20 protein-coding genes and 1 tRNA gene are annotated in these 24,071 nt (G+C 43.2%); 12 read left to right on the forward strand and 9 right to left on the reverse strand.

Annotated elements, in window-relative coordinates; translation table 11 throughout:
- Positions 1–59: 59 nt before the first annotated feature.
- Positions 60–1,871, reverse strand: coding sequence for an ABC transporter transmembrane domain-containing protein (locus tag J7R05_RS01625; protein ID WP_425490149.1), 1,812 nt, complete (start codon positions 1,869–1,871; stop codon positions 60–62).
- Positions 1,872–2,085: 214 nt separating this feature from the next.
- Between J7R05_RS01625 and rpmE the strand changes: the two genes are divergently transcribed.
- On the forward strand, positions 2,086–2,307 hold the full coding sequence (gene rpmE, locus J7R05_RS01630; protein ID WP_007476551.1) for a 50S ribosomal protein L31: 222 nt from the start codon (positions 2,086–2,088) through the stop codon (positions 2,305–2,307).
- A gap of 982 nt (positions 2,308–3,289) precedes the next feature.
- On the opposite strand, the gene J7R05_RS01635 is transcribed toward rpmE, so the two are convergent.
- Complete coding sequence (locus tag J7R05_RS01635) at positions 3,290–4,036, reverse strand: YebC/PmpR family DNA-binding transcriptional regulator (RefSeq protein WP_010704326.1); 747 nt, start codon at positions 4,034–4,036, stop codon at positions 3,290–3,292.
- A 437-nt stretch (positions 4,037–4,473) separates the two neighbouring features.
- Here J7R05_RS01635 and J7R05_RS01640 point away from each other — a divergent pair, with 437 nt between their 5' ends.
- The 7 genes from J7R05_RS01640 to J7R05_RS01675 all read left to right on the forward strand — a co-directional run bounded on the left by J7R05_RS01640 (position 4,474) and on the right by J7R05_RS01675 (position 14,763).
- On the forward strand, positions 4,474–5,190 hold the full coding sequence (locus tag J7R05_RS01640; RefSeq protein WP_208540909.1) for a DUF1013 domain-containing protein: 717 nt from the start codon (positions 4,474–4,476) through the stop codon (positions 5,188–5,190).
- A 690-nt stretch (positions 5,191–5,880) separates the two neighbouring features.
- Entirely contained in the window at positions 5,881–6,402 is a 522-nt protein-coding gene (gene pal, locus J7R05_RS01645; protein WP_208540910.1) for a peptidoglycan-associated lipoprotein Pal, read from the forward strand.
- Between the two features lie 802 nt (positions 6,403–7,204).
- Positions 7,205–8,077, forward strand: coding sequence for a tol-pal system YbgF family protein (locus tag J7R05_RS01650; protein ID WP_208540911.1), 873 nt, complete (start codon positions 7,205–7,207; stop codon positions 8,075–8,077).
- Complete coding sequence (tilS, locus tag J7R05_RS09165; RefSeq protein WP_246468188.1) at positions 8,062–10,050, forward strand: tRNA lysidine(34) synthetase TilS; 1,989 nt, start codon at positions 8,062–8,064, stop codon at positions 10,048–10,050. The genes J7R05_RS01650 and tilS overlap by 16 nt, the downstream gene beginning before the upstream one ends.
- A gap of 137 nt (positions 10,051–10,187) precedes the next feature.
- A complete protein-coding gene (gene ftsH / locus J7R05_RS01665; RefSeq protein ID WP_208540912.1) occupies positions 10,188–12,242 on the forward strand; it encodes an ATP-dependent zinc metalloprotease FtsH in 2,055 nt (684 codons plus the stop codon).
- A 698-nt stretch (positions 12,243–12,940) separates the two neighbouring features.
- Positions 12,941–14,290: a phosphoglucosamine mutase gene (gene glmM / locus J7R05_RS01670; protein ID WP_208540913.1), complete on the forward strand. Its 1,350-nt coding sequence runs from the start codon at positions 12,941–12,943 to the stop codon at positions 14,288–14,290.
- 248 nt (positions 14,291–14,538) lie between these two features.
- A complete protein-coding gene (locus J7R05_RS01675; RefSeq protein WP_208540914.1) occupies positions 14,539–14,763 on the forward strand; it encodes a hypothetical protein in 225 nt (74 codons plus the stop codon).
- A gap of 146 nt (positions 14,764–14,909) precedes the next feature.
- Here J7R05_RS01675 and J7R05_RS01680 read toward each other — a convergent pair whose 3' ends face one another.
- Both J7R05_RS01680 and J7R05_RS01685 read right to left on the reverse strand, forming a co-directional pair.
- Complete coding sequence (locus J7R05_RS01680) at positions 14,910–15,347, reverse strand: hypothetical protein (protein ID WP_208540915.1); 438 nt, start codon at positions 15,345–15,347, stop codon at positions 14,910–14,912.
- A gap of 3 nt (positions 15,348–15,350) precedes the next feature.
- On the reverse strand, positions 15,351–15,680 hold the full coding sequence (locus tag J7R05_RS01685; RefSeq protein ID WP_208540916.1) for an ElaB/YgaM/YqjD family protein: 330 nt from the start codon (positions 15,678–15,680) through the stop codon (positions 15,351–15,353).
- A 1,333-nt stretch (positions 15,681–17,013) separates the two neighbouring features.
- Between J7R05_RS01685 and J7R05_RS01690 the strand changes: the two genes are divergently transcribed.
- The 3 genes from J7R05_RS01690 to J7R05_RS01700 all read left to right on the forward strand — a co-directional run bounded on the left by J7R05_RS01690 (position 17,014) and on the right by J7R05_RS01700 (position 18,771).
- Positions 17,014–17,151 (forward strand): hypothetical protein, encoded by a 138-nt coding sequence (locus J7R05_RS01690; RefSeq protein ID WP_208540917.1) that lies wholly within the window; start codon positions 17,014–17,016, stop codon positions 17,149–17,151.
- A 214-nt stretch (positions 17,152–17,365) separates the two neighbouring features.
- Positions 17,366–18,178, forward strand: a complete 813-nt coding sequence (exbB, locus tag J7R05_RS01695; RefSeq protein ID WP_208540918.1) for a tonB-system energizer ExbB — start codon at positions 17,366–17,368, stop codon at positions 18,176–18,178.
- Positions 18,175–18,771, forward strand: coding sequence for a biopolymer transporter ExbD (locus J7R05_RS01700; RefSeq protein ID WP_208540919.1), 597 nt, complete (start codon positions 18,175–18,177; stop codon positions 18,769–18,771). Before exbB ends, J7R05_RS01700 begins: the two co-directional genes overlap by 4 nt.
- A 270-nt stretch (positions 18,772–19,041) precedes the next feature.
- Here the strand turns inward: J7R05_RS01700 and dut are convergent, their stop codons facing one another.
- From dut to J7R05_RS01720, 4 genes are all read right to left on the reverse strand, one after another.
- On the reverse strand, positions 19,042–19,632 hold the full coding sequence (gene dut, locus J7R05_RS01705; RefSeq protein WP_208540920.1) for a dUTP diphosphatase: 591 nt from the start codon (positions 19,630–19,632) through the stop codon (positions 19,042–19,044).
- Between the two features lie 460 nt (positions 19,633–20,092).
- Complete coding sequence (locus tag J7R05_RS01710; protein WP_425490150.1) at positions 20,093–20,842, reverse strand: VIT1/CCC1 transporter family protein; 750 nt, start codon at positions 20,840–20,842, stop codon at positions 20,093–20,095.
- A gap of 493 nt (positions 20,843–21,335) precedes the next feature.
- Positions 21,336–21,905, reverse strand: a complete 570-nt coding sequence (locus tag J7R05_RS01715; RefSeq protein ID WP_208540922.1) for a disulfide bond formation protein B — start codon at positions 21,903–21,905, stop codon at positions 21,336–21,338.
- 35 nt (positions 21,906–21,940) lie between these two features.
- Positions 21,941–22,543, reverse strand: a complete 603-nt coding sequence (locus J7R05_RS01720; RefSeq protein WP_208540923.1) for a YqaA family protein — start codon at positions 22,541–22,543, stop codon at positions 21,941–21,943.
- 237 nt (positions 22,544–22,780) lie between these two features.
- Between J7R05_RS01720 and J7R05_RS01725 the strand changes: the two genes are divergently transcribed.
- Positions 22,781–22,865, forward strand: a tRNA-Leu gene (locus J7R05_RS01725).
- A gap of 349 nt (positions 22,866–23,214) precedes the next feature.
- Here the strand turns inward: J7R05_RS01725 and J7R05_RS01730 are convergent.
- Positions 23,215–23,790 carry a hypothetical protein gene (locus J7R05_RS01730; protein WP_208540924.1) on the reverse strand — a complete coding sequence of 192 codons (576 nt, stop codon included), beginning with the start codon at positions 23,788–23,790 and terminating at the stop codon, positions 23,215–23,217.
- Between the last annotated feature and the right edge of the window lie 281 nt (positions 23,791–24,071).

A 24,071-nucleotide genomic window follows, 5' to 3' on the forward strand; every position in this document is an offset into this window, starting at 1 on the left:
GATTATTTGAGTGCTATATTTTGGTGTGTTTAAAGACTTCTGGATATTTTAAAAATCTTTTATGATTTTTGGTCTGGTGAAAATTGCAGTTGAGCCCAATGTGCATAAACCCCATTTTGCTCAATCAATTGGGTATGGGTTCCTTCTTCAATGATGGTTCCTTTATCGAGCACGAGGATGCGGTCTGCTTTTAAAACTGTTGCCAAACGGTGTGCTATTACCAATGTTGTTCGGTTGTGCATGAGCCCTTCTAAGGCTTCTTGCACGAGTCTTTCGTTATGTGCATCTAAGGCTGATGTGGCTTCATCAAGGAGCAATAGCGGGGCATTTCTTAAAATCGCTCGTGCGATGCCGATGCGTTGTTTTTGCCCACCAGAGAGCATAATTCCACGTTCTCCAACTTGGCTGTTAAAGCCTTCTGGGAGAGATTCGATAAATTCAAGTGCGTTTGCTGCTTTGGCTGCGGCGATGACTTGTGCTTCATCAGCATTTTTTGTACCAAAGATGATGTTGTCGCGCAGTGTGCCTTCAAAAATAACAACCTCTTGCGGGACATAAGCAATTGATGAGCGTAAATCATAAAGAGAAAGACGGTTAAGATCAACGCCATCAAATTGGATTTGCCCCTTTAGGGGGTCGTAAAAACGCAAGATGAGAGAAAAAAGAGTGCTTTTTCCTGCCCCTGAGGAACCTACAAAAGCAACAGTTTCACCGGCTTTGATGGAAAAGGATAAATTTTGCAAAACCTGTTCTTGGGGTCTTGAGGGGTAGTCGAAATCAATCTGATTAAAAACAATAGCTCCTTGAACGGGGTGAGCTAAAGGCAAGGGGGAATCTGGTGTTGTGATGGTTGGTTTTTCTTGCAATAATTCGGCAATTCGTTCTGTTGCACCTGCTGCTTGTACTAATTCTGCACCAAGTTCGGATAATTGTGCAAAGGTCATGGCGCCGAAAATTGCATAAAGAACAAATTGACCAAGTGTACCGCCAGACATGGTGCCATTTAAAACATCACGTGAGCCGATCCATAAGACGGCAACAATGCTTCCAAAAACTAGGAAAATTGCACAACCGGTGAAAAAAGAGCGCAAAACCACAGACAATTGCGCTGTTTGAAAAGCGCGTTCAATAAGAGATGTGAAGCGAGAAGAAATAAAGTTCTCAGATGTAAAGGCTTGTACAGTTCGAATAGCGTTTATCTGTTCAGAGGCAAGAGCATTTGCATCTGCTAAACAATCTTGCGCAGTACGTGTGCGTTGGCGGACTTTACGCCCTAAAATAATCAATGGAATGGCAACAAGGGGGATGGCAAGAACAACAAGAAGAGATAGCTTAAGATTGGTGATGACCATCATCACAATTGCGCCAATTACCACAATGAGATGACGCAGAGCTGTCGAGGTTGTTGACCCAACAGCTGTTTTAATTTGTGTTGTGTCTGTGGAAAGCCTAGACATAATTTCACCAGAGCGAGAATGATCAAAAAAATCAGGTGAAAGTTGTGTGATGTGGACAAAAAGATCACGGCGTAAATCAGCAACAATGCGCTCGCCCAATGTGATGACACAATAGTAACGGCATGCTGAAGCAAGTGCTAAAAGTAAGGCTAATACAAATAAAATGCCAAAATAAAAATTAATATTACCGTGACTTGAAACGGAAAAACCATGATCAAGCATTTGACGAATGGCAAGAGGCAAGGCCAATGTGACAGAAGCGGCAATAAATAAAGCGACAAAGGAATAAAGAACAAGCCAGTGATGGCGTTTAATATAAGGAGCAAAAGTTGCAAGCAAAGCAAAAGAAACTCTTTTTTTAGAAGGCTTTGCAAATTTGTCAGAATGATTTGATGACTTTGTGGTGGTGTGCATGTTCATCTTATTCCTTATCTTTTTATTTTGTGCCTTATAAGACTTTTTTATTCCTTATAAGACTTTATGGATTGATAGGCTTTGCACACTTGTTTTTTTATGTACGCTCAGCTATAAGAATCTCAATTCAATTAATGTATCAAAAAGACGAAGCGAGCGCACTTAAAAAAGCAAAATAGCGCTTTTTCGTTATGTAAAAACGAAAGTATGCCGTATGAAAGCGAATATTCATCCCGATTATCATATGATTTATGTTGCTATGACTGATGGAACTAAATATGAGACTCGCTCGACATGGGGAAAAGAGGGAGATACCCTTTCTCTAGATATTGATCCTACAACCCACCCAGCGTGGACTGGTGGTTCTCAGACATTGGTCGATCGTGGTGGTCGTGTTTCTAAATTCAAAAATCGCTTTGGTAATCTCGGCGTTTAAAATATTCAACTTCTAAAAACAGTATTTGTGAAGTTTGCAATGTGAAGATTGAGCGCATTTGAGCACGGGGATTTGACGTGTGATGTGAGAGGGGGCATCCAAGATTTCAAGAGGTGAAATCTGTTTTTAAGAACACGGGGGTGTGAAGCTTGAGACGATTTGCGAGAGTTGAAATCACGTGGGGAACGTGATGATTTAAGGGGTGTAAGGTTTTGAGATCTTAAGTGGGTGTTCAGCCGATTTTAAAGGTGAAACCAGATTTCAAGAATACGGGTGTATGAGGTTTGAAGCGATTTGCGAGAGTTGAAATCGCGTGGGGAGCGTGATGATTTAAGGGGTGTAAGGTTTTGAGATCTTAAGGGGGTGTTCAGCGATTTTTAAGGTGAAACCAGATTTCAAAAACACGGGGGTGTGAAGCTTGAGGCGATTTGCGAGAATTGAAATCGCGTGGGACGAGTGGATATTTGAAGGGGTGTAAGGTTTTGAGATCTTAAGGGGGTGGTCAGCCGATTTTTAAGGTAAAACCAGATTTCAAGAACACGGGGGTGTGAGGCTTTGAGGCGATTTGCGAGAATTGAAAATCGCGTGGGACGGGTGGATATTTGAAGGAGTGTAAGGTTTTGAGATCTTAAGGGAGTGTTCAGCCGATTTTAAAGGTGAAACCAGATTTCGAGAACACGGGGGTGTGAGGCTTGAGGCGATTTGCGAGAATTGAAAATCGCGTGGGGATGAGTTGAAGGTTTGAGGAGGAATGAGCAGTTAAAATTTTATGCATGTGGTGAATATGCGTGTGATGAGAGACTTTTATATACTGAATGCTCAATATCATGCATTGAAAATTCTCAATTAAAAATGCTCAAGCGTGTAAATTACAAAAACTAAAAAAATAAAAAAACCCCTTTGCTGCTTTCAAAGAGATACTCTTTGATGCATTCAATCAAACTTCGTGGGTAGTAGAGCAGGTGATGATTTAGAGCCAGTTTTATGGAGATAGCTTGGCTAAAATTTCATCACTGACATCGAAATTGGCATAAACATTTTGCACGTCATCATCGTCTTCCAATGTGGTGAGGAGGCGTAGGATAGACAGAGCTTTTTCTTCATCCACGGGTGCAAGGGTGGTTGCTTTCCAAACGGTTTTAATAGACTGTGCTTCACCAAGTGTTGCTTCCAACATTTTTGAAACCTCACCAATATTTTCAAAGGCACATAAAATGTGGTGACCAGTTTCTTCTGTTTGGACATCTTCAGCGCCAGCTTCAATGGCTGCTTCCATGATAGTGTCTGGTGTGCCGGCTTCAAGATTATAGATAATTTCACCGATTCGGTTGAACATGAAACTGACAGATCCTGTTTCCCCTAAAGCCCCGCCAGATTTTGTAAAGGCAGCACGCACATTAGAAGCGGTGCGGTTACGGTTATCGGTTAAAGCTTCAACAATAATTGCAACACCGCCTGGGCCATAGCCTTCGTAGCGCACTTCATCATAATTTTCGACATCACCACCTGAGGCTTTTTTTATGGCGCGTTCAATGTTATCCTTTGGCATGGATTGCGATTTAGCGTTTTGGATAGCTAGTCTTAAACGCGGATTCATTGCTGGATCAGGAGCACCTTGTTTGGCTGCAACTGTAATTTCACGCGCAAGTTTAGAGAACATTTTTGAGCGTATCGCATCTTGACGCCCTTTACGGTGCATAATATTTTTAAATTGTGAGTGGCCTGCCATGGCTTCCCTTTCAGTTTGGACGATCACATACCTTATCTGGCAAAATAACCTTGTGTGGCAAGATATATGTTTATAGATTGTCTGGCAAAATATATTGTTTAGCAAAATAATATATGTTGTCTAGCAAATAATATATGTGTTGCAGCATAGGGTGTGCAGATTGAAAAAGACTTTATAAAAAGATTCACGACAAAGGTAAATACACTCTTGTTATGATCATCCAAAGACAGATGTCTTGTCGTGGTAGAAAAATCACGCTATAAAGGCAGTTTCATGAAAAAGGAGGAGATTTCGTGGAAAAATGGTTTACTCTATGGTTCTTCATTGGAAGGCGTGATAAGCCATTGTACATTTCAAAGATAAACGCCCAGAGTTCCTAAAGTGGGCAGTAACTTGCCTTTAGTCTTAAAAAAGGCAAACAAAAGGATAGTATAAAGATGGCAACAAAACTTTTGATGCCCAAAGCGACAGCTGTGTGGTTGGTTGATAACACGGCACTTTCTTTTGATCAGATTGCAGAATTTTGTCAGTTGCATGTTTTGGAAGTAAAAGCCATTGCTGATGGTGAATCTGCTCATGGGGTTAGAGGTCTTGATCCCATTAGTTCTGGGCAATTGACACGCAGTGAAATTGCTCGTGTGGAAGCTGATCCAAAAGCACGTTTAAAGGTTTGCGAATCAAGGGTGCGTATTCCAACGCCAAAACGCAAACGCGCTCACTACATCCCTTTGTCTCGACGCCAAGATCGCCCCAATGGAATCTTATGGTTAGTGCTTAATCACCCTGAGTTAAAAGATGCACAGATTTCACGATTGATTGGAACAACAAAAACAACCATTGAGCAAATTCGCAATCGGACACATTGGAACAGTGCTAATTTAGTTCCTCTTGACCCTGTGGGACTTGGTTTGTGCTTGCAAATTGATTTGGATATTGAACTCCAACGGGCTGCAAAAAATCGCCCTGTGCTTACACAACAAGAAAGTGAAACTTTGCTTCCTGCATCAGTGACAGAAAATTTTGTTCTTGGTGGAGAGTCTCAATCGGCTGTCAATGTTGAGGATGAACCAATGGTGGACAACAATTTTGATGCTGATAAGGTTTTTGCTAAACTAAATGCGCTTAAAAAAGATCATTCAGATAACGAACATTAGCATTATTTAGCATTATAAAGTGGTAGTGGTTTATTTTTTGTGCAAAGGGGCTTTAAGATTTCGCATCTCTCTTGTTTAAGAAGAAAATTTTAAGAAGAAGAATTAGCATCTCAAGTAATCGGCGAGTCTCAAGTGATTGTGAATTGTAAGTGAGACGGTTATCAAATGATCGTGCATTTCAAGCAATAGCCATATTTCAAATGATGGCGTATCTTAAACGAGGGTGATTTTAAAGGGCGATTTTAGATGTTGGTGAGGTTGAAATTAATTGCCAATGTTGGGGGAATCAAGGGGTAATCAATTATAGGTAAAAGCTTGTAATATTTTTGCCAAGCTCAATATATTTTTAAGAAGCCATTTAGATTGCTAAAGTGAGCGTGTAGAATATTTATAGCTTGAAAGGGCCTTGGGCTTTAAGAGCTTGTTAAAGCACTAAAGGTTGCGCGAAAAGAGTAAAAAGCAGTTTGAAAAGACTTGAAAAGGGCTGCAAAAAGGGAGAGAATATCAAAAAGGGAGAAAATGTGAAAAAGAAAAAGATAGGTAAATGACAAAGAGAGTGTTGCTGGGAGTGTTGTTTTTAGGAGTGCTGTTTTAAGTCAAATATTTACTTTTTTGTGATAAAAAATTTTTTAGGGGATAATGTATTAAAATTCCTTAACTTTGGTGCTTTTTATTAAGGAGAATCAGCATATGGGGTTTATCCAGAACATGCTTCGTTGTCCACTGGTTGTGGTCTTTTTTTTCTTGTTGAGTGTTGTTGGTTGTGCCAAAAAAAATTTCGATGAGACTGGTGGCATGCATTCTTCTATGGGGGATGCAAATTTTAGTAGTGTTGTAAGTGGTTCAACACAAGATTTTATGGTGAATGTGGGAGACCGTGTTTTCTTTAGTCTTAATTCTTCTTCTATTGAGCCTGATGCTGAGCACGTTTTGAAGCGTCAAGCCGAGTGGTTGTTGCGTTATCCTCATTATTTTGTTACTGTTGAAGGGCATGCTGATGACCGTGGGACACGTGAATATAACTTAGCCCTTGGGCAGCGCCGTGCTGTTGCTGTTCGCGATTATCTCGTTTCTCTTGGAGTTTCTTCACAACGGATGAAAACAATTTCTTATGGAAAAGAAAGGCCTGTTGCTGTATGTGATGATATTTCATGTTGGAATCAAAATCGGCGTGTTGTTTTGACAATCAATTCCGGAAATGGGGGTTATTAAATCTATAAGCGGTGGATTAAAACCGTAGGTCAATGGTGGTCAAAGAAGTGAAATCAGTGGTCTATTGAGATCATTAACAATTATTTAGGGGAAAAAAATTTTGCATGCTGGGCGCAAAAAGAGCTGGAAAGCTGGTTTTTTGTATCAATTATCATTCTGGCATGCTTGCGTTTTTACATTAATTTTGGTGGTTTGTTTCTTTTGGCCTGTTCAAAGTACACCTCAAAATGCTATTCAATTTTCTGATCACGGTTTAAATTCATATTATGGTCACAGTTTGGGCGCATTGGTTGCCCACAGCATGGATCTATCTCTCCCCCAGAGTATGGATTCGGCTTTTGGTCAGAGTTTGGGTACATTGGGTGCCCAAAGTGTGGGTCCATCTCTCCCCCCTTCGAGTATGGGTCCATTTTCTGATCTCAGTTTGGGCACATTGAGTGCCCAAGGCATGGGTCCATCTCTTCCCCCGAGTATGGACCCGTCTTCTGGTCAGAGTCTGGGCATATCGTCCGCCCACAGTATGGACCCGCCTCTCCCCCCGAGCAGGGGTCCATCTTCTGACCAGGGTTTGGGCACATTGGTTGCCCAAAACGTGGGTCCAACTCTTCCCCCGAGTATGGACCCGTCTTCTGGTCAGAGTCTGGGTACATCGTCCGCCCATAGTATGGACCCGCCTCTCCCCCCGAGCAGGGGTCCATCTTCTGACCAGAGTTTGGGCACATTGGTTGCCCAAAGCGTGGGTCCATCTCTTCCCCCGAGCATGGACCCACTTTTTGTTTACAGTGTAGATGCGGCGCAAAAGGTGGCTGCGGATCGTCAGGATACTCTTCTTAAAGACAAAGATTTGGATCTTCTTTTGCGTGCGATACAGGGGGTGCTAGAGCGCGATAAACGAGGAGAGAGGGAAGAGCGTTTGTTTCGGCAACACTTGCTTGATCTTTTTAATCAAGAAGGTTCTTTTCGTTATTATTGCCCTTCGAATAACCCTTATTTAAAGGAGACAGCTTTAAAAGGGACAGCTCAAGTGATTAAGGGGCAAGGTGGGAGCCGGGATGAAAGTCAAGAGAAAGCGGTTTCAGCTGGCAAGTACAGTTACAGTAAAGAGCAAGGGAGGAAAAACAAGCACAGTGGAAAAGGGGGTAAGAGTAGTGCTGTTGATGGTATGGATGATGAGCGTAAAAATGGTGTAAAAACAGCGCATGGTGAGTATTTACAGCGTGGGGAGCAAGAGCATGAAAAGGATGGTGCTGCCAAACAGGTAGACGGGGATGAAGATCAACGCTTATTGCCTAAGAAACTGTATAGAGAGGGCTATCATTTTATTCTTTCTGGCAATTATGCTGAAGCTGAAAAAGCTTTTTGTGCTTTTCAAAAGCGTTATAAACAAGACCCTTTAGTTGGTGATGCTGTTTTTTGGTTAGCAGAATCTTTGCTTGGGCAAGAACGCTATCATGAAGCCGCGCAGGTTTATTTGTATGTATGGTATACGTATAAAAATACCTTATATGGTTCTGAAATTTTGCTAAAATTAGCGATGAGTGTGTCTGCTCTTGGTCAAAATAAAGCGGCTTGTGATGTTTTTGCTGACATTCCAAAACACTACCAAACGTTAGAATGCGTTTTTTGTAAACGTCTTAAACAAGAACAGAGTCGTTCTCAGTGCTCATTCAATTAGCAGAAATTTTTAAGAAATCAGATTTTACCCATTGTCAGAAGTTGATTGTGGCAGCTTCTGGGGGGGGTGATTCGCTGGCTTTGTTGTTTTTGCTTAAAGATTATTTTAAGACACTGCTTTCTCCCCCTGAGATTATTGTTGTTACGGTTGATCATCAATTGCGTGAGGAATCAGCGTGTGAGGCTCAGAAGGTGGCAGAGATTTGTCGCGCTTATCAGATTAAGCATGTCATTGTGCGGTGGGAAGGCACGAAGCCAAAGACAGATATTTCTCAAAAAGCACGTGTTGCACGGTATGATTTATTGTTCCAAGAAGCTGAAAAACAGGGTGCAACGCTCATTATGACAGGGCACACTCTCAATGATCAGGTTGAAACCTATTACATGCGCTGCCAACGTGTCTTGAAGGATAAAGCTGTTTCACAACAGGGGGGGTGGGGTGATGAAGTTTTTGCTTTAAGATCAAAAGGTGAGGGCGGTGTTGGTGTAGAACAGGGTAATGAGGCTGCTGGTGCGCGGTGTGGTGTTGAGGCTGCGGGTATTTCACAACAGGGGGGATGGGGTGATGAGGTTTTTGTTTTAGGATCAGAGGGTGGGGGGGGTGTTGGTGTAGAGCAGGGTGATGAGGCTGCTGGTGTGCGGTGTGGTGTTGAGGCTGCGGGTGTTTCACAACAGGGGGGGCGGGGTGATGAGGTTTTTGCTTTAAGATCAGAGGGTGAGGGTTTTGTTGGTGTAGAGCAGGGTGATGAGGCTGCTGGTGTGCGGTGTGGTGTTGAGGCTGCGGGTGTTTCACAACAGGGGGGGCGGGGTGATGAGGTTTTTGCTTTAAGATCAAAGGGTGAGGGTTTTGTTGGTGTAGAACAGGGTAATGAGGCTGCTGGTGCGCAGTGTGGTGTTGAGGCTGTGGGTGTTTCACAACAGGGGGGGCGGGGTGATTATAATAATACATGGGAGGAAATGGGTGTGACAGGCCCATTAAAAGATGCTAGTGTCTTGAAAGACAATGGTGAATTGATTGAACGTGGTTTGTCTTGTATTGCGCGTGAGGCATTGTTGCGCCGAAAAGTGCGTTTGATTCGCCCATTACTTGGCATTAAACGCGATACTTTGCGCGCTTATTTGCGTTTGCGAGGAATAGAGTGGATTGATGATCCCACGAATGATGATTTGCGTTTTGAACGCGTACGTGTGCGCCATTCTATTCATTTTAAAGACTTTTCCGAGGTTGCTCAAAAGGTCAATGAAGCTGCATTAAAACGGCGTCAATACGCGCAGATGATTGCTGATTTGATTCTAGCCTTGGATATTGTTGTTAAGTATGGGCGATGTTTTATTAAAAGGCCTGAGCCTTTTTTATGCCGTCATCCTGGTTTTCCATTTGTTGTGGGGTTATTTGCTGTGTTGATGGGGGGTAGCCCTTATTTGCTTGCATCTCAAAAATTGAGTGCTCTTAATCAAAAATTGTGTCTCCATTCTTTAGAAAAAAAGCGCTTTACTTTGGCTGGGTCTCTTGTCGAATATAGTCAAAAGGGGATTGCTTTTTGGCGTGAAGCTCGAAATATTCAAGAGGCAATCATCCTTCCTGGGCAAACCTTTTTATGGGATGGGCGCTATCAGATCACCAATCATGAGAGAGATGCCCTTAAAGTGCGTGCAGCTGATCTTGTTCATTTAAAACAGTTTTTTAGGTATGGAAAATATTTTTCCAATACTCATATAATTGGGGAGGGTGAGGTGATTGGGGATATGGTTGATTTTGAAGCTATGGTTGATCGTAAACGACCTCATTTTCCTTCGTTGCAATCTCTTCCATTGGTTTTAGGGGCTAAAGGTATTGATATTCCAGAGCTTTCTCACCTTTCTTGTTGCCATAAAGTGACTGTGCAGCGCATTCTTGCACCCTTTAATTGGCTATCGTTGCACGAAGATGCCGCTCTTATTAATGTTGTAGAACCTTTTTTTAACATTACATGAAAACATTATGTGAAAAAGATGCAGAAAAATCGTTTTAAAAAATGATAAACATCTCATTCATGTCTTGGCAAGGCGTGGACAAGATTATATGTTACTCATAATTCTATAAAAATTTATATCTGATAAATGGACTGAATATGAATTCCAATTACCGCTCCCTCATGATTTGGGGGCTCATTGCCTTAGTACTCATTGCGTTATTTTCTTTCTTTAATGGAAGCACCCAGCGGACTGGGAATAGTGAGCTTTCCTATTCTGATTTTTTAAAGAAGGTCGAGAATAACGAGTTTACAACTGTGACTATCCAAGGTCAAAAGTTAACAGGACATACGGCTGATCGTCGAATCATTTCAACTTATGCACCAAGAGATCCCTCTTTGGTACAAAAGTTGGAAGATAAGAAGGTTAATGTGAAGGCTGTGCCTGAAAGTTCTGGGAATAGTATCTTTCTCAATTTATTGTTCTCTCTTCTTCCTGTTATTATTATCGTTGGGGCGTGGATCTTTTTTATGCGACAAATGCAAAATGGATCACGTGGTGCAATGGGGTTTGGGAAATCAAAAGCAAAATTGCTAAACGAGGCGCATGGACGGGTCACCTTTCAAGATGTTGCTGGTGTTGAAGAAGCAAAGCAGGATTTACAAGAAATTGTCGATTTTCTACGTGATCCACAAAAATTTCAGCGTTTAGGGGGGCGTATTCCCCGTGGGGTTTTACTTGTTGGACCACCAGGAACCGGGAAAACCTTGCTTGCACGCTCTGTTGCTGGGGAAGCTAATGTTCCATTTTTTACCATTTCAGGGTCAGATTTTGTGGAAATGTTTGTGGGTGTTGGGGCAAGCCGTGTTCGTGATATGTTTGAACAAGCTAAAAAAAATGCTCCTTGCATTATCTTTATTGATGAAATTGATGCGGTTGGGCGCCACCGTGGTGCAGGACTTGGCGGTGGAAACGACGAGCGTGAACAGACATTAAACCAGTTGCTTGTTGAAATGGATGGGTTTGAACCTAATGAAAGCATTATTTTAATTGCTGCAACAAACCGGCCAGATGTGCTTGACCCTGCTTTGTTAAGACCAGGGCGTTTTGATCGACAAGTTGTTGTGCCAAACCCTGATGTTGCTGGGCGTGAGCAGATCTTGAAAGTTCATGTGCGCAATGTGCCTTTAGCGCCCAATGTTGATTTGAAAGTTTTGGCAAGAGGAACACCAGGGTTTTCCGGTGCTGATTTGATGAACCTTGTTAATGAAGCTGCTTTAATGGCTGCAAGCCGCAACAAAAGAGTGGTGACAATGCAAGAGTTTGAAGACGCGAAAGATAAAGTCATGATGGGGGCTGAACGCCGTTCAACCGCTATGACACAAGAGGAAAAAGAGCTGACTGCTTATCATGAAGCGGGGCATGCTATTGTGGCTTTAAATGTGCCTGTTGCTGACCCTGTTCACAAAGCAACAATTGTGCCAAGAGGAAGAGCTTTGGGGATGGTCATGCAATTGCCTGAAGGCGATCGTTATTCCATGAGCTATCGGTGGATGATTTCACGCTTGGCTATTATGATGGGTGGAAGAGTGGCCGAAGAATTAAAATTTGGCAAGGAAAATATCACATCTGGTGCGGCTTCTGATATTGAACAGGCTACAAAATTGGCACGTGCTATGATCACAAGGTGGGGATTTTCTGATATGCTTGGCAATGTTGCTTATGGCGATAATCAGGATGAAGTTTTTTTAGGTCATTCGGTTGCAAGAACGCAAAATGTCTCTGAAGAAACGGCACGCATGATTGATGCGGAAGTGCGCAGACTTATTGATGATGCTTATAAAAGTGCAACAAAAATTCTTACAACAAAAAAGAAACAATGGTTTGCGTTGGCACAAGGTTTGTTAGAATATGAAACATTAACTGGTGCAGAAATTAACGAAGTGATTGCGGGTAAACCACCTTCACGCACACAGGGTAATGATCATGTGCCTTCACGTACTTCATCTGTGCCTAAAACAGGTGGTAAGGGTGGAAAAGAAAAGCTCAAATCTTCTGCTGCGGAAAAGAAAACGGATGTTACTGAGAAGAAAACGGATGTTGCCGAGAAAAAGGTGCGTAGTTCTAAAAGTGCTTCTAAAAATACGCTAAAGGCAAGTGATAACAAGAAGGTGAAAGCAAAAAGTGATTCTGCGAGCAATCCAGATGCTTAGAAATAGGTAAATAGTACTCAATGCAAAAAACTTCCCTTTAAGATTTGAGTAAAGCAGTAAGCAGGAGGTTTTGCTGACTTTAAGTCGAAGATTTTAACAATAAGTGAGAGGTCTTTGGCTGGGTGTGTGGGCTTTCTTGTGCATGCAGACACGTTTTGAAAAGATGGAAGAGTGTTAAGGTGTTGCTTTAGTAAGTTATCTATTGGGAACAGGATTTTTGTGCGTGGGTAAAGGTTGTTTATCTCAATAGATTCGTGCGAGAGGCTGGTCTTTTTTAAAAAGATTGGGGGCTTTGTGAGGAGGGTTCTAGGAGTGGGCTTGAAGAGCAAGATTTGTGAGGAACGGTTGGAAATTTGGCAGATTGGTGGGGCATTTTGGTAAGCTGAGTGGTTTGTGGTTTAAAGGGGTGATAGCTTGAGGGGGGATTGATGATTCTCGAAGGGGTTGTGGTAGAGTGGTTAGTAATTAATTTGGAAGGTTGATGACCCGAAGGGGTTTAAAGAACGAAGTTTGTGAGGAACGGTTGGCAACTTGGCAGATTGGTGGGGGCATTTTGGTGAGCTGAATGGTTTGTGGTTTAAAGAGATGATAGCTTGAGGGGGAATCGATGATTTTTGAATGGGTTGTGGTAGAGTGATTGGTAATTAATTTGGAAGGTTGATGACCCGAAGGGTCTTCTGGGTGAAAAGGGAAAAAAGATGGCGCAAAAATATTTCGGAACAGATGGTATTCGGGGGAAAGCCAATTGTTTTCCTATGACACCAGATTTTGCCATGAAAGTGGGGATGGCTGTGGGTGTTTTGTTTCGCTCACAAGGGCAGCCGTGCCGTGTGGTGATTGGTAAAGATACTCGATTGTCTGGTTATATGCTCGAAAATGCTTTAGTTTCAGGATTTACTGCTGCTGGAATGGAAGCTTTTTTGCTTGGGCCTGTGCCAACCCCTGCTGTTGCCATGCTTTGCCGTTCTCTGCGGGCAGATATTGGAGTGATGATTTCTGCTTCTCATAACCCTTATTACGACAATGGAATTAAGCTTTTTGGCCCTGATGGTTTTAAGCTTTCAGATAAAATTGAAGCAAAAATTGAACAATTACTTGAGAAAGATCTTTCACATTCTTTAGCAAATTGTGCAGAAATTGGGCGTGCAAAACGGGTTGAAGGGGATATTTACCGTTATATTGAATATGCAAAACGTACGCTGCCGCGTGATGTGCGTTTGGATTCTTTGCGTATTGTGGTCGATTGTGCCAATGGTGCTGCATATAAGGCTGCACCACTTGCTTTATGGGAATTGGGTGCAGAGGTTATTGCGATCAATCATGAGCCTAATGGTTTTAATATTAATCAAGAATGTGGATCTACTAATCTGACTTCTTTAAAAGAGAAAGTTCATGAGGTGCGTGCCGATGTGGGGATTGCTCTTGATGGGGATGGTGATCGTGTTTTAATGGTTGATGAAAAAGCCCAAACCGTAGATGGTGATCAATTAATTGCGGTGCTTGCTGAGCATTGGCACAAAACTGAGCGGCTGCAGTGCAATGGTGTTGTGACAACCATTATGACAAATCTTGGGTTGGAGCGTTTTTTAAACGCTAAGGGGTTGGATTTGGTGCGTACTAAGGTTGGGGATCGCTATGTTGTCGAAGCGATGCGTGAGAAGGGTTATAATGTTGGTGGGGAAAATTGTGGGCACATTGTCTTGAGTGATTTTGGGACAACGGGTGATGGGTTAGTTGTTGCTTTGCAGATTTTAGCGTGCATGAAAGAAAGCCAACTTTCGATGAGCGAGCTGTGTAAGCGTTTTGAGCCTGTGCCCCAAATTTTGAAAAATATAACAATTAAAGACAAAAATGTGTTGAACAAATCTCCGGTCAAAGCTGCGATTGATCAAGTGACAGAAGGGCTGGGAAAGGAAACACGGTTGGTTATTCGTGCTTCTGGAACTGAGCCGTTGATCCGTGTGATGGTTGAAGGTGATGATACTAAAGCCATTGAAACTATTGCGGCAGATATTGCAGACGTTATTGTGCGCAATGATCGTGTTTAGAGTGCTCCAAGGGTGGATGTAGAATGCCCTTTCTGGGGGAGGGGGTGTTTTAAGAGAGGTCTAAAGCGCCTTATCTTGCGCGGGGTTTTAGGTGGTTAAGGATTACTCTTTCCCTTAAAGGCTGGTGAAAACAAATCGCGGGTTTGTAAGCTGAATTAAATCAATCTCATTCCGTTTATCATTTTGACGATAATAATGGGGGGTACTTTATTTGTATCTTTTGTGTGCTGAGGGTTTCTCAATATTTCATGAGCAAGTTTGGTTTAAAGGTGTGTGTGCTTTTTACACAAGGTGAATGTGCTGGGAAGGAAGAGGATGTGTGGGAGAGGGGTAATTGGGAGAGAGGTGTTGGGTGTTATTGTGGTGTGTGCTTGGTTGGAGAGGGGATGAGGTTGAGTGCGTTTGAGGAATGGTGTGAGCTGGTGGGTACTGTTGTGGGGTCAGTAGCGCGTGGGGAAAGGTGGTCAGGGTAGTCAAGCGTGAAGGGGGGTGGGGGTATGCTTTGAGAGGGGGCAGATGTGCTCTTGTGGGGGGGTGTGCTTTTTGCAGAGGAAAAAGGCACATTCTCTGGGTATAGAAGAATGTGCCTTTGGGGGGTGAATCACAATAGCTATATGTTTTAAAAGTGATCTTTTTTATCTTTTTGCCACAAAAAGTAAGCTGCAAGTCCCAAGGCTGGCACTCCTAATTTAACAAGAGGCAAGTATTTACCCAGCATTGCGATGCTGGAAAGAGTTGACTCTGTCATAAACTTACGGTGCTGTTCTTTATAGTGTCTTTGATAATTGCGTTGTTGATATGCTTTGAAAAACCGACTTAGCAAAACACTTAATCCTGCAACAAAAAACCAAATAAATACCATTGTTGTGGCTGCACCAACTGGGTGCATCACTAAACACAAAGCAAGGAAGCTTAAGACATTTAAAAACACTAGAGCCATCAATAATGAAAACCCAATAATTCCACAGCAAATTGCTTGGATACGGATCTGTTTGATCGTATTTTTGAGATTTCTGCCAGTCAATTGGTACAGTAAGGATACAATAGACGTTTGCATGAGTTAACGGCGGATCAAGTAAGAGAGAACAAAACCAATACCCGCTGCAACCAAAACGCTCTTACTAGGATTTTTGCGTACACATCTGCTTAAATTATGTTCAAAATCGCTTAAGACATCTTTGGCTTGTGATACAATGTCTTCACCACTGTCTTTTACTGAAGCATAGAGTTTTGTTGCTTTGTTTTTGGCTTCGCTTAATAATGTGTTTGAACCAAGGTCACTTAGTGCTGAGGTTATGTTTGCCATTTCACTGCGTAATTGTTTCAATTGAGCGTGCAGGTCTTTTTCTGTTGATGTTGCTCTGTCATCTGCTGCTTTGTTGTTTGCCATAATGATTCTTCCTTCTTTTTTGGTTATTTTCGATTCACGGTGAAGGCCATCACCTGAGTCAAAGATTTGAACATTCTTTAGTGTTTAACGCCCCCAAATCATATTGGTTCCATGCTTAATACAATTTATAAGTGTATTTTTATAAATGTTGTTTTTCCTAAAGATTCTTAACGGTATAAGGCAGGTTACGCAAAAAACCCTTGAAAAATAGGATATGATGGCATGGACAAAATTTTTATGATTCTTTTTTCATGAAGTTTTGCAACAGTCTATGCCCCCTTTGCGATTGAATTGTTAGGTTTTATAGATAAACCTATGGTTGTATATGCGAACCTTTAGGGAGTGTGGGCTCTCTTTAAAAGAGATGCATAAATGCATGAGGGGAAGTATGCGTAAGAGGGATATGCGTGCGGGGGAGAGGATGTGCTGTGTGGGATAGGTTGGGTACGTGCGGGAGGTGTGCGTGCGAGGTGTGAGTGAGGGGATGCTGAGGCGTGAGGTGGTGAGAGAGGGGAGTGAGTGTATGGTTGGGGCGTTGGTTTGAAAGGGCGGGGATGAGCAGACAGACTTGGGAAAAGGGGTGGATGTCGGGGAAGGGGGGATGAGAGCGAGGAGGTTGTGGGTGTTGTATGGTGTGCGAGCTTGGAGGGATGATACGAGCTGTGGGTACTGTTGTGGGATTAGTATGAGTGGGGAAAGGTGGTCAGGTAGTCAAGTAGGGGAGGGTTGGGAGTGTGCTTGAGAGGGGGGAAGATGTGCTGTGTGGGATAGGTTGGGTGCGTGAGGGTGTGTGAGTGGGGAGATGCTGAGGCGTGAGGATGGTGCCGGGGCTTTGGTTTGAAAGGGTGGGGATGAGCAGACAGACTTGGGAAGAGGAGTGATGTGTGGAGGAGAGAGGTGTTTGTGAGAGAGTAGGCTGTGAGTGTTGTGTGGTGTTGCGAGCTTGAAGGGATGATACATACGAGCTGAGCTGTGGGTACTATTGTGGGATTAGTGTGAGAGGGGAAAGGTGGTCAGGGTAGTCAAGCGGGGGAGGGTTGGGGTGTGTTTGAGAGGAGGCAGATGTGCGGTGTGGGGTAGGTTGGGTACGTGAGGTATGTGTGTGCATGAGAGGTGTGAGTGGGGGATGCTGAGGCGTGAAGTGGTGAGAGAGGGGTGTGTGAGTGTATGGTTGGGGCGTTGGTTTGAAAGGGCGGGGATGAGCAGACAGACTTGGGAAGAGGAGTGATGTGTGAGGGAAGAGAGGTGTTTGGGAGAGAGGAGGTTGTGGGTGTTGTGTGGTGTGCGAGCTTGGAGGGATGATACGAGCTGTGGGTACTGTTGTGGGATTAGTATGAGTGGGGAAAGGTGGTCAGGTAGTCAAGTGGGGGAGGGTTGGGAGAGTGTGCTTGAGGAGGCAGATGTGCTGTGTGGGGTAGGTTGGGTACGTGAGGTATGTGTGTGCATGAGAGGTGTGAGTGGGGGATGCTGAGGCGTGAAGTGGTGAATGGGGGGTATGTGAGTGTATGGTTGGGGCTTTAAGAGAGGTGTGTGAGCGGCTTTAAGATTGTGTGGGTGAATGATTGTTTTATGAGTAAAAGTGATGGCACTTTTTATTATAAACTGGACTTGATTTGTCTTCTTTTATTTTTTATAACCGTTTTAAAAAGGAGGGGTGGGGTCATTTTGGAGATTTGTGAGAAACAATGGAATCTGAAACAGGGGCTTTAGGTAAGAGTTTTACTTTATTTTCAGCAGGTGATTTTTCTCCCTTTTCGATGTTTATGGCTGCCGATGGGGTTGTGCAAGCTGTGATTGTTGTGTTGATGCTTGCTTCTCTTATATCTTGGACGATTGCTCTGGCTAAAATTATTGAAATAACGTGGGCAAAGCGCAAAGCACATCGTGCATTGCAGTTTGTTCTAAATGCTCAAACTTTCACGCATTTGACCTCTGATTTCAAAAATCAGCAAGAAGCGAATTTGGTCTTTCTGGGGGCAGGTGCAGTCTTTTTGGAAGAAACGCTCAAAGAGGTGAATCTTTCTACTCAGCAGGTGGTCTTCATCAAGTTTCAAGGTACCAGAGAACGAAAAGATGACGATAGTGCTTTGTATGCTTTCAATGAGGGGGTGAAAGAACGGGTACATTTGCTTTTAGCCCGGTGTGTGCTGGCTGCTACAAGACGTGTGGCTTGTGGGACTGCTGTTCTTGCAACCATTGGTGCTATTGCGCCTTTTGTTGGGCTTTTTGCAACCGTTTGGGGGATTATGAATGCTTTTATTGGGATTGCTCAAACTCAGACAACGCGCTTGGATGTTGTGGCGCCGGGAATTGCTGAAGCTTTGCTTGCAACGGCTGTGGGGCTTTTTGTCGCTATTCCTGCTGTTGTTATGTATAATGGTTTAACGCGTGCTCTTAATGGATATCGAAATGATTTAGGAGATATTGCTGCTGCTATTGAACGGCTTTTGAGCCGTGAACTCGACCAACAAAGACAGCAAAAAAGCCGCAAACAATGAAAACAGACTATCATAATGAATATGAGGGCGATGATTTTCAGGTTCAAAGTGAGATCAATGTAACGCCTTTTATTGATGTTGTTTTGGTTCTTCTTATTGTGTTTATGGTGGCTGCGCCTTTGGCAACATCTGTTATTTCTGTTCAGTTGCCTTCTGTAACAAAAACGCCTGTTTCCCAACCTGATAAGCCTCTTTATATTACCTTACAAAAGGATCATTCTTTTTATGTTGGTGACACTCTTGTGGAGGAGAGAGAATTTATTGAGATCTTGTCTGGAGAAACTCAAGAGAATTTAGAAACAAAGATTTTGATTCAAGCAGATGAAGAAATTGACTATGGCCGCGTTGTTAATGTGCTGGATCAGTTGCAAGCAGCTGGATATACCAAAATTGGTCTTGTGGGAATGCACAAGACTTTAAACCATGGTGAAGGGAGAAATGGTAGGGAAGAAAACAGGGGTGATAGGGGAAATAATGGTGATGGAGAAAATAGGGGCAATGGTGATAATAATGACAAGGGGGGTGGTAATAGTGAGGGGGATAGCGGGGGTAACAAAGAGCCTGCAGCTGATACAACGTTTTCTCATGAATAAGGTTTTTTTATGAGCCTGAAAAGAGAAGAGCCTTTCTCTTGAAAATAGTGGGTGAGCTGTTTTTTAAGATAAAAGAGCTTTCGTTTTCCAGAAGTGGAGAGGGGTTTGTTTATGTTATTTGCATGGTGAATGGGAGAGGGATTCTCTTATAAAAAGTGCACTAAGAGGTTGCGTTTTTAAGCAGGAGAATAGCTTTTAAAAGCGCTAAGAACCCCACCGCACCTTACACAGGAGCGGGGGGAGGGTAGATATTAGAGCCGCGGGGGATTATTAATTGTGCCCTGTTGAGCCAAAGCCGCCTGTTCCACGCCCTTGTGTGTGGTTTCCTTCATGTGTTTTACATGAGGTATTTTCCTGATCTGGTTCAATGACACGTACATTGACTTGAGTAACAGGTGCGATAACTGTTTGTGCAATGCGCATTCCACGTTGAATGGAAAAATCTTCTTGCCCTAGATTGATGAGAAGAACTTTCACTTCACCACGGTAGTCACTATCAATCGTTCCGGGGGTGTTTAAGCATGTGATACCATGTTTTAAAGCCAAGCCAGAGCGTGGACGTATTTGTGCTTCATAACCAGGTGAGAGGTGGAAAATTAAACCTGTGGGGATGAGGGCACGTTGCCCAGGAGTTAAAACGATTGTTTCATTTTCTGCTAATGCTGCCCGCAAATCAAGGCCAGCAGAGCCGGCTGTGGCATATTGGGGAAGATCTAAATCTTGCCCGTGGGCAAGGCGTTCTACCGAAAGGGTAAGCTTTTGTGAAGGGGTGGAGGAAAAATCACAAGAAGAGGTGCTCTTTTGGCTGTGTGCATGAGCATTAGGGGAAGGGTGAGGCGAAGTGGAGGAGGGATGAGACATAACGTGGAATTTCCAAAATATAAATGACAGCGAGCCACTTTAACAAAAGCTTCCAAGCAAGACAAGCCGGTAGATTTGCTGATGGAGGGGCTGTTGATGAAGGGCTTATCGGTGGGGGGTATTAGTGTGGAGGTTTGTCGATAAGGGGTGCTAGTGAAGATTTATCGGTGAGGTACAAGGAGCATGAGAGAGGGGGGAGGGAAGTCACAAGGGGTGGTGCTCTTTTGGCTGTTAAATGAGTATTGGAAGAAGGGGTGGGATAAGGTGGGAAAGGGGGGATGAGGTGGCGAGATAGAGAGGGAGGTGGGAGAAGCGTGGGATAAGGTGATAGGGGGATGAGGCGGTGCGGTAGAGGGAGGTGAGAGAGGGGGGAGAAGAGAAGATGAGGCGGTGCGGTCGAGAGGGAGGTGAGGTGGTTGGGTGGGGTGGGAAGAGGCGAGGTGGGATTAAGCGTTTTTGTTTATATACTGCCAATTAGGATACCCGTTGCAAGGACTAAGGCTCCACCCACGATAACTTGGAAAGAAGCGCGCCAGAAAGGTGTGGCCATAAATTTATTTTGGATCCAGACAATAGCCCAGAGTTCAAAAAATACGATAAGGCAAGCAAGGGTTGTTGCAAGGTAAAAGTTGTCAATAAGATAGGGAAGAGCATGGCCTAGCCCCCCAAGCATTGTCATGACGCCGTTGGCAATGCCTCTTTTAAGTGGAGAGCCACGCCCCGATAATTTTCCATCATCATGGGCTGCTTCAGTAAAGCCCATTGAAAGACCTGCACCAATTGCAGCAGAAAAACCTATCAAAAAAGTTTGATAGGTATCACCTGTTGCAAAGGCTGCTGCAAAAGTGGGGGCAAGGGTTGAGACAGACCCATCCATTAGGCCTGCAAGGCCAGGTTGAATCCACGTTAAAAGTGTTTGTTTATATGCTTGCGTTTGTGATGAGGTGGTTTGATCTTCTTCTTGTGCTGTTTGAAAATTTGTTTCATTGCGCGAAATGTCTGAAAGAGTAGGCTCATCAGATGAAGGCTCTGAGGTTGGTGCAGGAATATTGCAAGCTGTGCGCAGAGATTCTTGAAAATGCTCAAGCTCTTTGGTGCCCATTTTGGCAAAGATTGCCGCTTGCTCTGGACAATGCTCTTGCAGAGCTTTGGCATATTTTAAATAAAGTGCTGCTTGTTCTTCTTGTAATTTGAGAGCATAAGTGACCATCTCTTGGCATAAAGGGTGTTCAAAAGTGTTATGATGTGAAGAGGGGGAGGAGGACTTTGACATTGTTGCTCTCATTATTAGAATAATTCTAAAATGTAAGAGGCATCAAACAAAAGTCAAATTTGAATATCGTTGGGTTGGATATCAAAACTCAAATCTTGGGTGTAAAATCAATCTGAAATGTAAGGTTTAATTTGGGGTGTAGAGTCAATTTTAAGTGTAGAGTCAATTTTGGGTGTAGAATGCCTTTAAAGTTTAGCTGCACTGGGGGTGCGGGTTGTGTTTATGAGGCGGGTTGTGTTGTAGGATGGCAGTTTGGGTTGTGGGCGGTGTGCCTTGTGTTGTAGGGTGTTAGGGTGTGTAGGGGAAGAGATGCGCTTAAAAAGCGTGTGCGGGTGTGTTACACGGGTAGTGCGTGTTGGAGGGGGGATGTGCTTTGTGTTAGAGGGCGGTGCTGTAGCTTTGCAGGTTTTTGCTTTATGGTGTTTATTGTTCATCCATCATTTGAGAGGAGTCCTTTGGATGCTACATACAGACTAAGGAGCATGAACAACAAACTGGCAAGGACATTCCACCCAGCAAATGACAGAAAAAGAAAACGCACTGGTGCTTGAGCACAAGAGGGAGATGCTGGAGGCTTTTCCAGTGAAGTAAAAAGTTGGTCTACGTTTGTTGTGAGTGTTATTGTATTTAAGCTGCAGTGGGCTGGTGCTGGCCAAAAGTGATATTCAACACCGGTATGATAGATTGCAAGCCCAAGGCTTGTTGCCATGAGCACAAAAACGCATATAAATAAAAACCGTACTAGAGAAGACAGGCAAGAAACCCATGCTAAAAAGCCTGCTAAGATTAAAAGCGGGAGAGCACCGTAATAGGGCAGGCGCTCAAGCAGGCATAAGTGGCATGGAAGATAACCACCGATCATTTCAAAGCTTAGTGCGATACCCAGTGTGGTGGCAAGGCAAAGGGTTAGAAAAAAGGCCCACAAACTTTGCTCTTTATTGCTTGGTTTGCGATAAAGATGTTTCTTTATAAAGCATTGGCAAGGCAAAGAAGCATTCATTTTAACAATTCCTTCAAGTGGACGAGGAAATGATTTTAAAAAGCAGAGTATAATTTATAGACTAAGAGGTTATAGACTAACAAGAGAAGAATCAAACCAATGGGCACAAACCATGTAAAGTGACGTAGGAGAAGATCGATCACTTTTTGACCAAAACGTCGAATAAACCAGGCAAAAAGATAAAAGCGAGCTCCACGCGCTAAGAAACAGATGACAATAAAAAGCGGGAGAGGTACGCCCATGACCCCTGATAAAAGCGTGACAAGCTTGATGGGTGGAAAATGGAAAAGCCCTGATGTGATCAGTAAAATTATGAGAAATTTTAGTGTTGCGCCATTTTGAAATGTCTGAAAACTTTCATATTTACCGTAGAATTCTAAAATTGGTTTGGCGATGGTGTCGTAAGCATAAAAACCTATGATCCAGCCCAATGCCCCGCCTAAAGTAGAACACAATGTGCCAATTAATGCATAGTGATAGGCTTTTTGCGGGCGAACAAGTGCCATTGGAATGTACAAGACATCAGCCGGAACTGGAAAAAAGGAACTTTCAAAAAAAGCAATAAACCCAAGCCAATGTGGCGCTGTGCGACGCTGTGCTAATGATACGACCCATGCTTTTAATTTGTTTAACATCATGGTTTTAAAGTCCCTATAGTATAGTTTCCCCTATAGTTTTTAGCACATATTTTCAAAATTAAACCAGGTCAATTCAATGGGTTAAACATGATGCATAGACTTAAAAAAACAAAAGTCTAGTTAAAAAATGAAAGTCCAGTGTTGACGAATCTCTACTTCTTCATATAGTGCAAGAGAAAAGGGCACAAGCTTGCCTTATGTCTTGATAAAGCTACAGTGTGATAAAAGCTGCAGTGTGCGGGTGTGGTGGAACTGGTAGACGCGCCAGACTCAAAATCTGGTTCCGAGAGGAGTGTCGGTTCGAGTCCGACCACCCGCACCATAGACAAATTTCTTTCAGACATGGATGTTTACTTGGGTAAATGAAGGGGCGCGTTTGCTTGGGAGAAAGCCCCGAGGGCCTATGCTGTTTTTTCAATTTAGGTGAGTGGGGGGAAGGGATTTTACCCCCCTTGGTTGAGTGGGGGCACTGTTTTTGGAGTTGAGGTGGGTGGAGCGGTTTGTTTCATGGTTTGAGAGTGTGAATAAAGGTGTGTTTATTTGGGGGAGCTCCGAGGGCGTATGCTGTTTTTTCAATTTAGGTGAGTGGGGGGAAGGGATTTTACCCCCCTTGGTTGAGTGGGGGCATTGTTTTGGGGTGGGGAAGTTTTTGTGCGTTTATTTAAGACTATTTAAGTTTTCGCATAACCCCAATGAGTTGCCATCAGGTCTAGACAATCGCGTAAATGATCAGCAAGAGAGTTTTGTCTGCGCTTTAAAGGGCTTAAGTCTTTGATCGATAGGTTATAGCCGATTACTTGCTCAACAAGTTGGTAACCAAGAACACCCAGTTGAATCTTAATCGCTTGTAATTGATCTGTTGCTTCCATTTGGCGTTCAAGGGTATCTGTATAACAAAGACCGCCATCGACTTTTTGACGAGTGTAATCGATGCTCATATGTGTGTTACCTTGTTGTATGTGCCAATAATAATAAAAACGTTCTGCTGCTTTATATTGTGCTGTGCTGATATGTCCTTTTGCATATAAAAGGGCAATGGGGCGGCTATGGGCGTTGGCAACTGCAACGATGGTGCGTGGGTTGCTGGGGCTTTCTTGATGGGTTGGTTGAAAATAAGGATTGCTTGTTTCGATAAGCATTTCTTCTGTTTTTAGGTGGCCAATGTGCTGGTGTTTTGTATGTGGGTGTGCATAATTTACAGTGTTTTTTTTGAGTGTATTGGTATTTTTATCGTGGTGATATTTCATTGCTTTCCTCCTTTAAGATGAAAAATGTGTCAGAAGATTTTCAAATGAAAATGAAGGGGACCTAAATGAAAATGAAGGGGACCTAAATGAAAGGGAAAGGGACCTAAATGAGAATGGGTGGAGGAGTCTTTAAATAAGAATGGGGGTTTTAAGAAAATGGAAGGGGATGAGTGGACATAAGAGGGTGGTTAGTAAAATGATAGGGGGTAAATGAAAATGAGGGGGTAAATGAGGATGATGAGGATGAGTGGAAACGGGGGTGAATGAATGAGACTGAGGGG

This window comes from Bartonella capreoli (genome assembly GCF_902813205.1).
In the GTDB taxonomy this organism is placed as follows: Bacteria; Pseudomonadota; Alphaproteobacteria; order Rhizobiales; family Rhizobiaceae; genus Bartonella; species Bartonella schoenbuchensis.

Bases quoted from the DNA above. Each gene is read 5' to 3' on its own strand.
- rpmE (WP_007476551.1), top strand. From the start codon at position 2,086: ATGAAAGCGAATATTCATCCCGATTATCATATGATTTATGTTGCTATG.
- J7R05_RS01720 (WP_208540923.1), bottom strand. From the start codon at position 22,543: ATGATGTTAAACAAATTAAAAGCATGGGTCGTATCATTAGCACAGCGT.
- J7R05_RS01685 (WP_208540916.1), bottom strand. From the start codon at position 15,680: ATGGCAAACAACAAAGCAGCAGATGACAGAGCAACATCAACAGAAAAA.
- pal (WP_208540910.1), top strand. From the start codon at position 5,881: ATGGGGTTTATCCAGAACATGCTTCGTTGTCCACTGGTTGTGGTCTTT.
- ftsH (WP_208540912.1), top strand. From the start codon at position 10,188: ATGAATTCCAATTACCGCTCCCTCATGATTTGGGGGCTCATTGCCTTA.
- J7R05_RS01710 (WP_425490150.1), bottom strand. From the start codon at position 20,842: ATGGTCACTTATGCTCTCAAATTACAAGAAGAACAAGCAGCACTTTAT.
- glmM (WP_208540913.1), top strand. From the start codon at position 12,941: ATGGCGCAAAAATATTTCGGAACAGATGGTATTCGGGGGAAAGCCAAT.
- dut (WP_208540920.1), bottom strand. From the start codon at position 19,632: ATGTCTCATCCCTCCTCCACTTCGCCTCACCCTTCCCCTAATGCTCAT.
- J7R05_RS01675 (WP_208540914.1), top strand. From the start codon at position 14,539: ATGAGCAAGTTTGGTTTAAAGGTGTGTGTGCTTTTTACACAAGGTGAA.
- J7R05_RS01715 (WP_208540922.1), bottom strand. From the start codon at position 21,905: ATGAATGCTTCTTTGCCTTGCCAATGCTTTATAAAGAAACATCTTTAT.
- exbB (WP_208540918.1), top strand. From the start codon at position 17,366: ATGGAATCTGAAACAGGGGCTTTAGGTAAGAGTTTTACTTTATTTTCA.
- J7R05_RS01640 (WP_208540909.1), top strand. From the start codon at position 4,474: ATGGCAACAAAACTTTTGATGCCCAAAGCGACAGCTGTGTGGTTGGTT.
- J7R05_RS01730 (WP_208540924.1), bottom strand. From the start codon at position 23,790: ATGAAATATCACCACGATAAAAATACCAATACACTCAAAAAAAACACT.
- J7R05_RS01700 (WP_208540919.1), top strand. From the start codon at position 18,175: ATGAAAACAGACTATCATAATGAATATGAGGGCGATGATTTTCAGGTT.
- J7R05_RS01625 (WP_425490149.1), bottom strand. From the start codon at position 1,871: ATGCACACCACCACAAAGTCATCAAATCATTCTGACAAATTTGCAAAG.
- J7R05_RS01680 (WP_208540915.1), bottom strand. From the start codon at position 15,347: ATGCAAACGTCTATTGTATCCTTACTGTACCAATTGACTGGCAGAAAT.
- J7R05_RS01690 (WP_208540917.1), top strand. From the start codon at position 17,014: ATGAGTGGGGAAAGGTGGTCAGGTAGTCAAGTGGGGGAGGGTTGGGAG.
- J7R05_RS01635 (WP_010704326.1), bottom strand. From the start codon at position 4,036: ATGGCAGGCCACTCACAATTTAAAAATATTATGCACCGTAAAGGGCGT.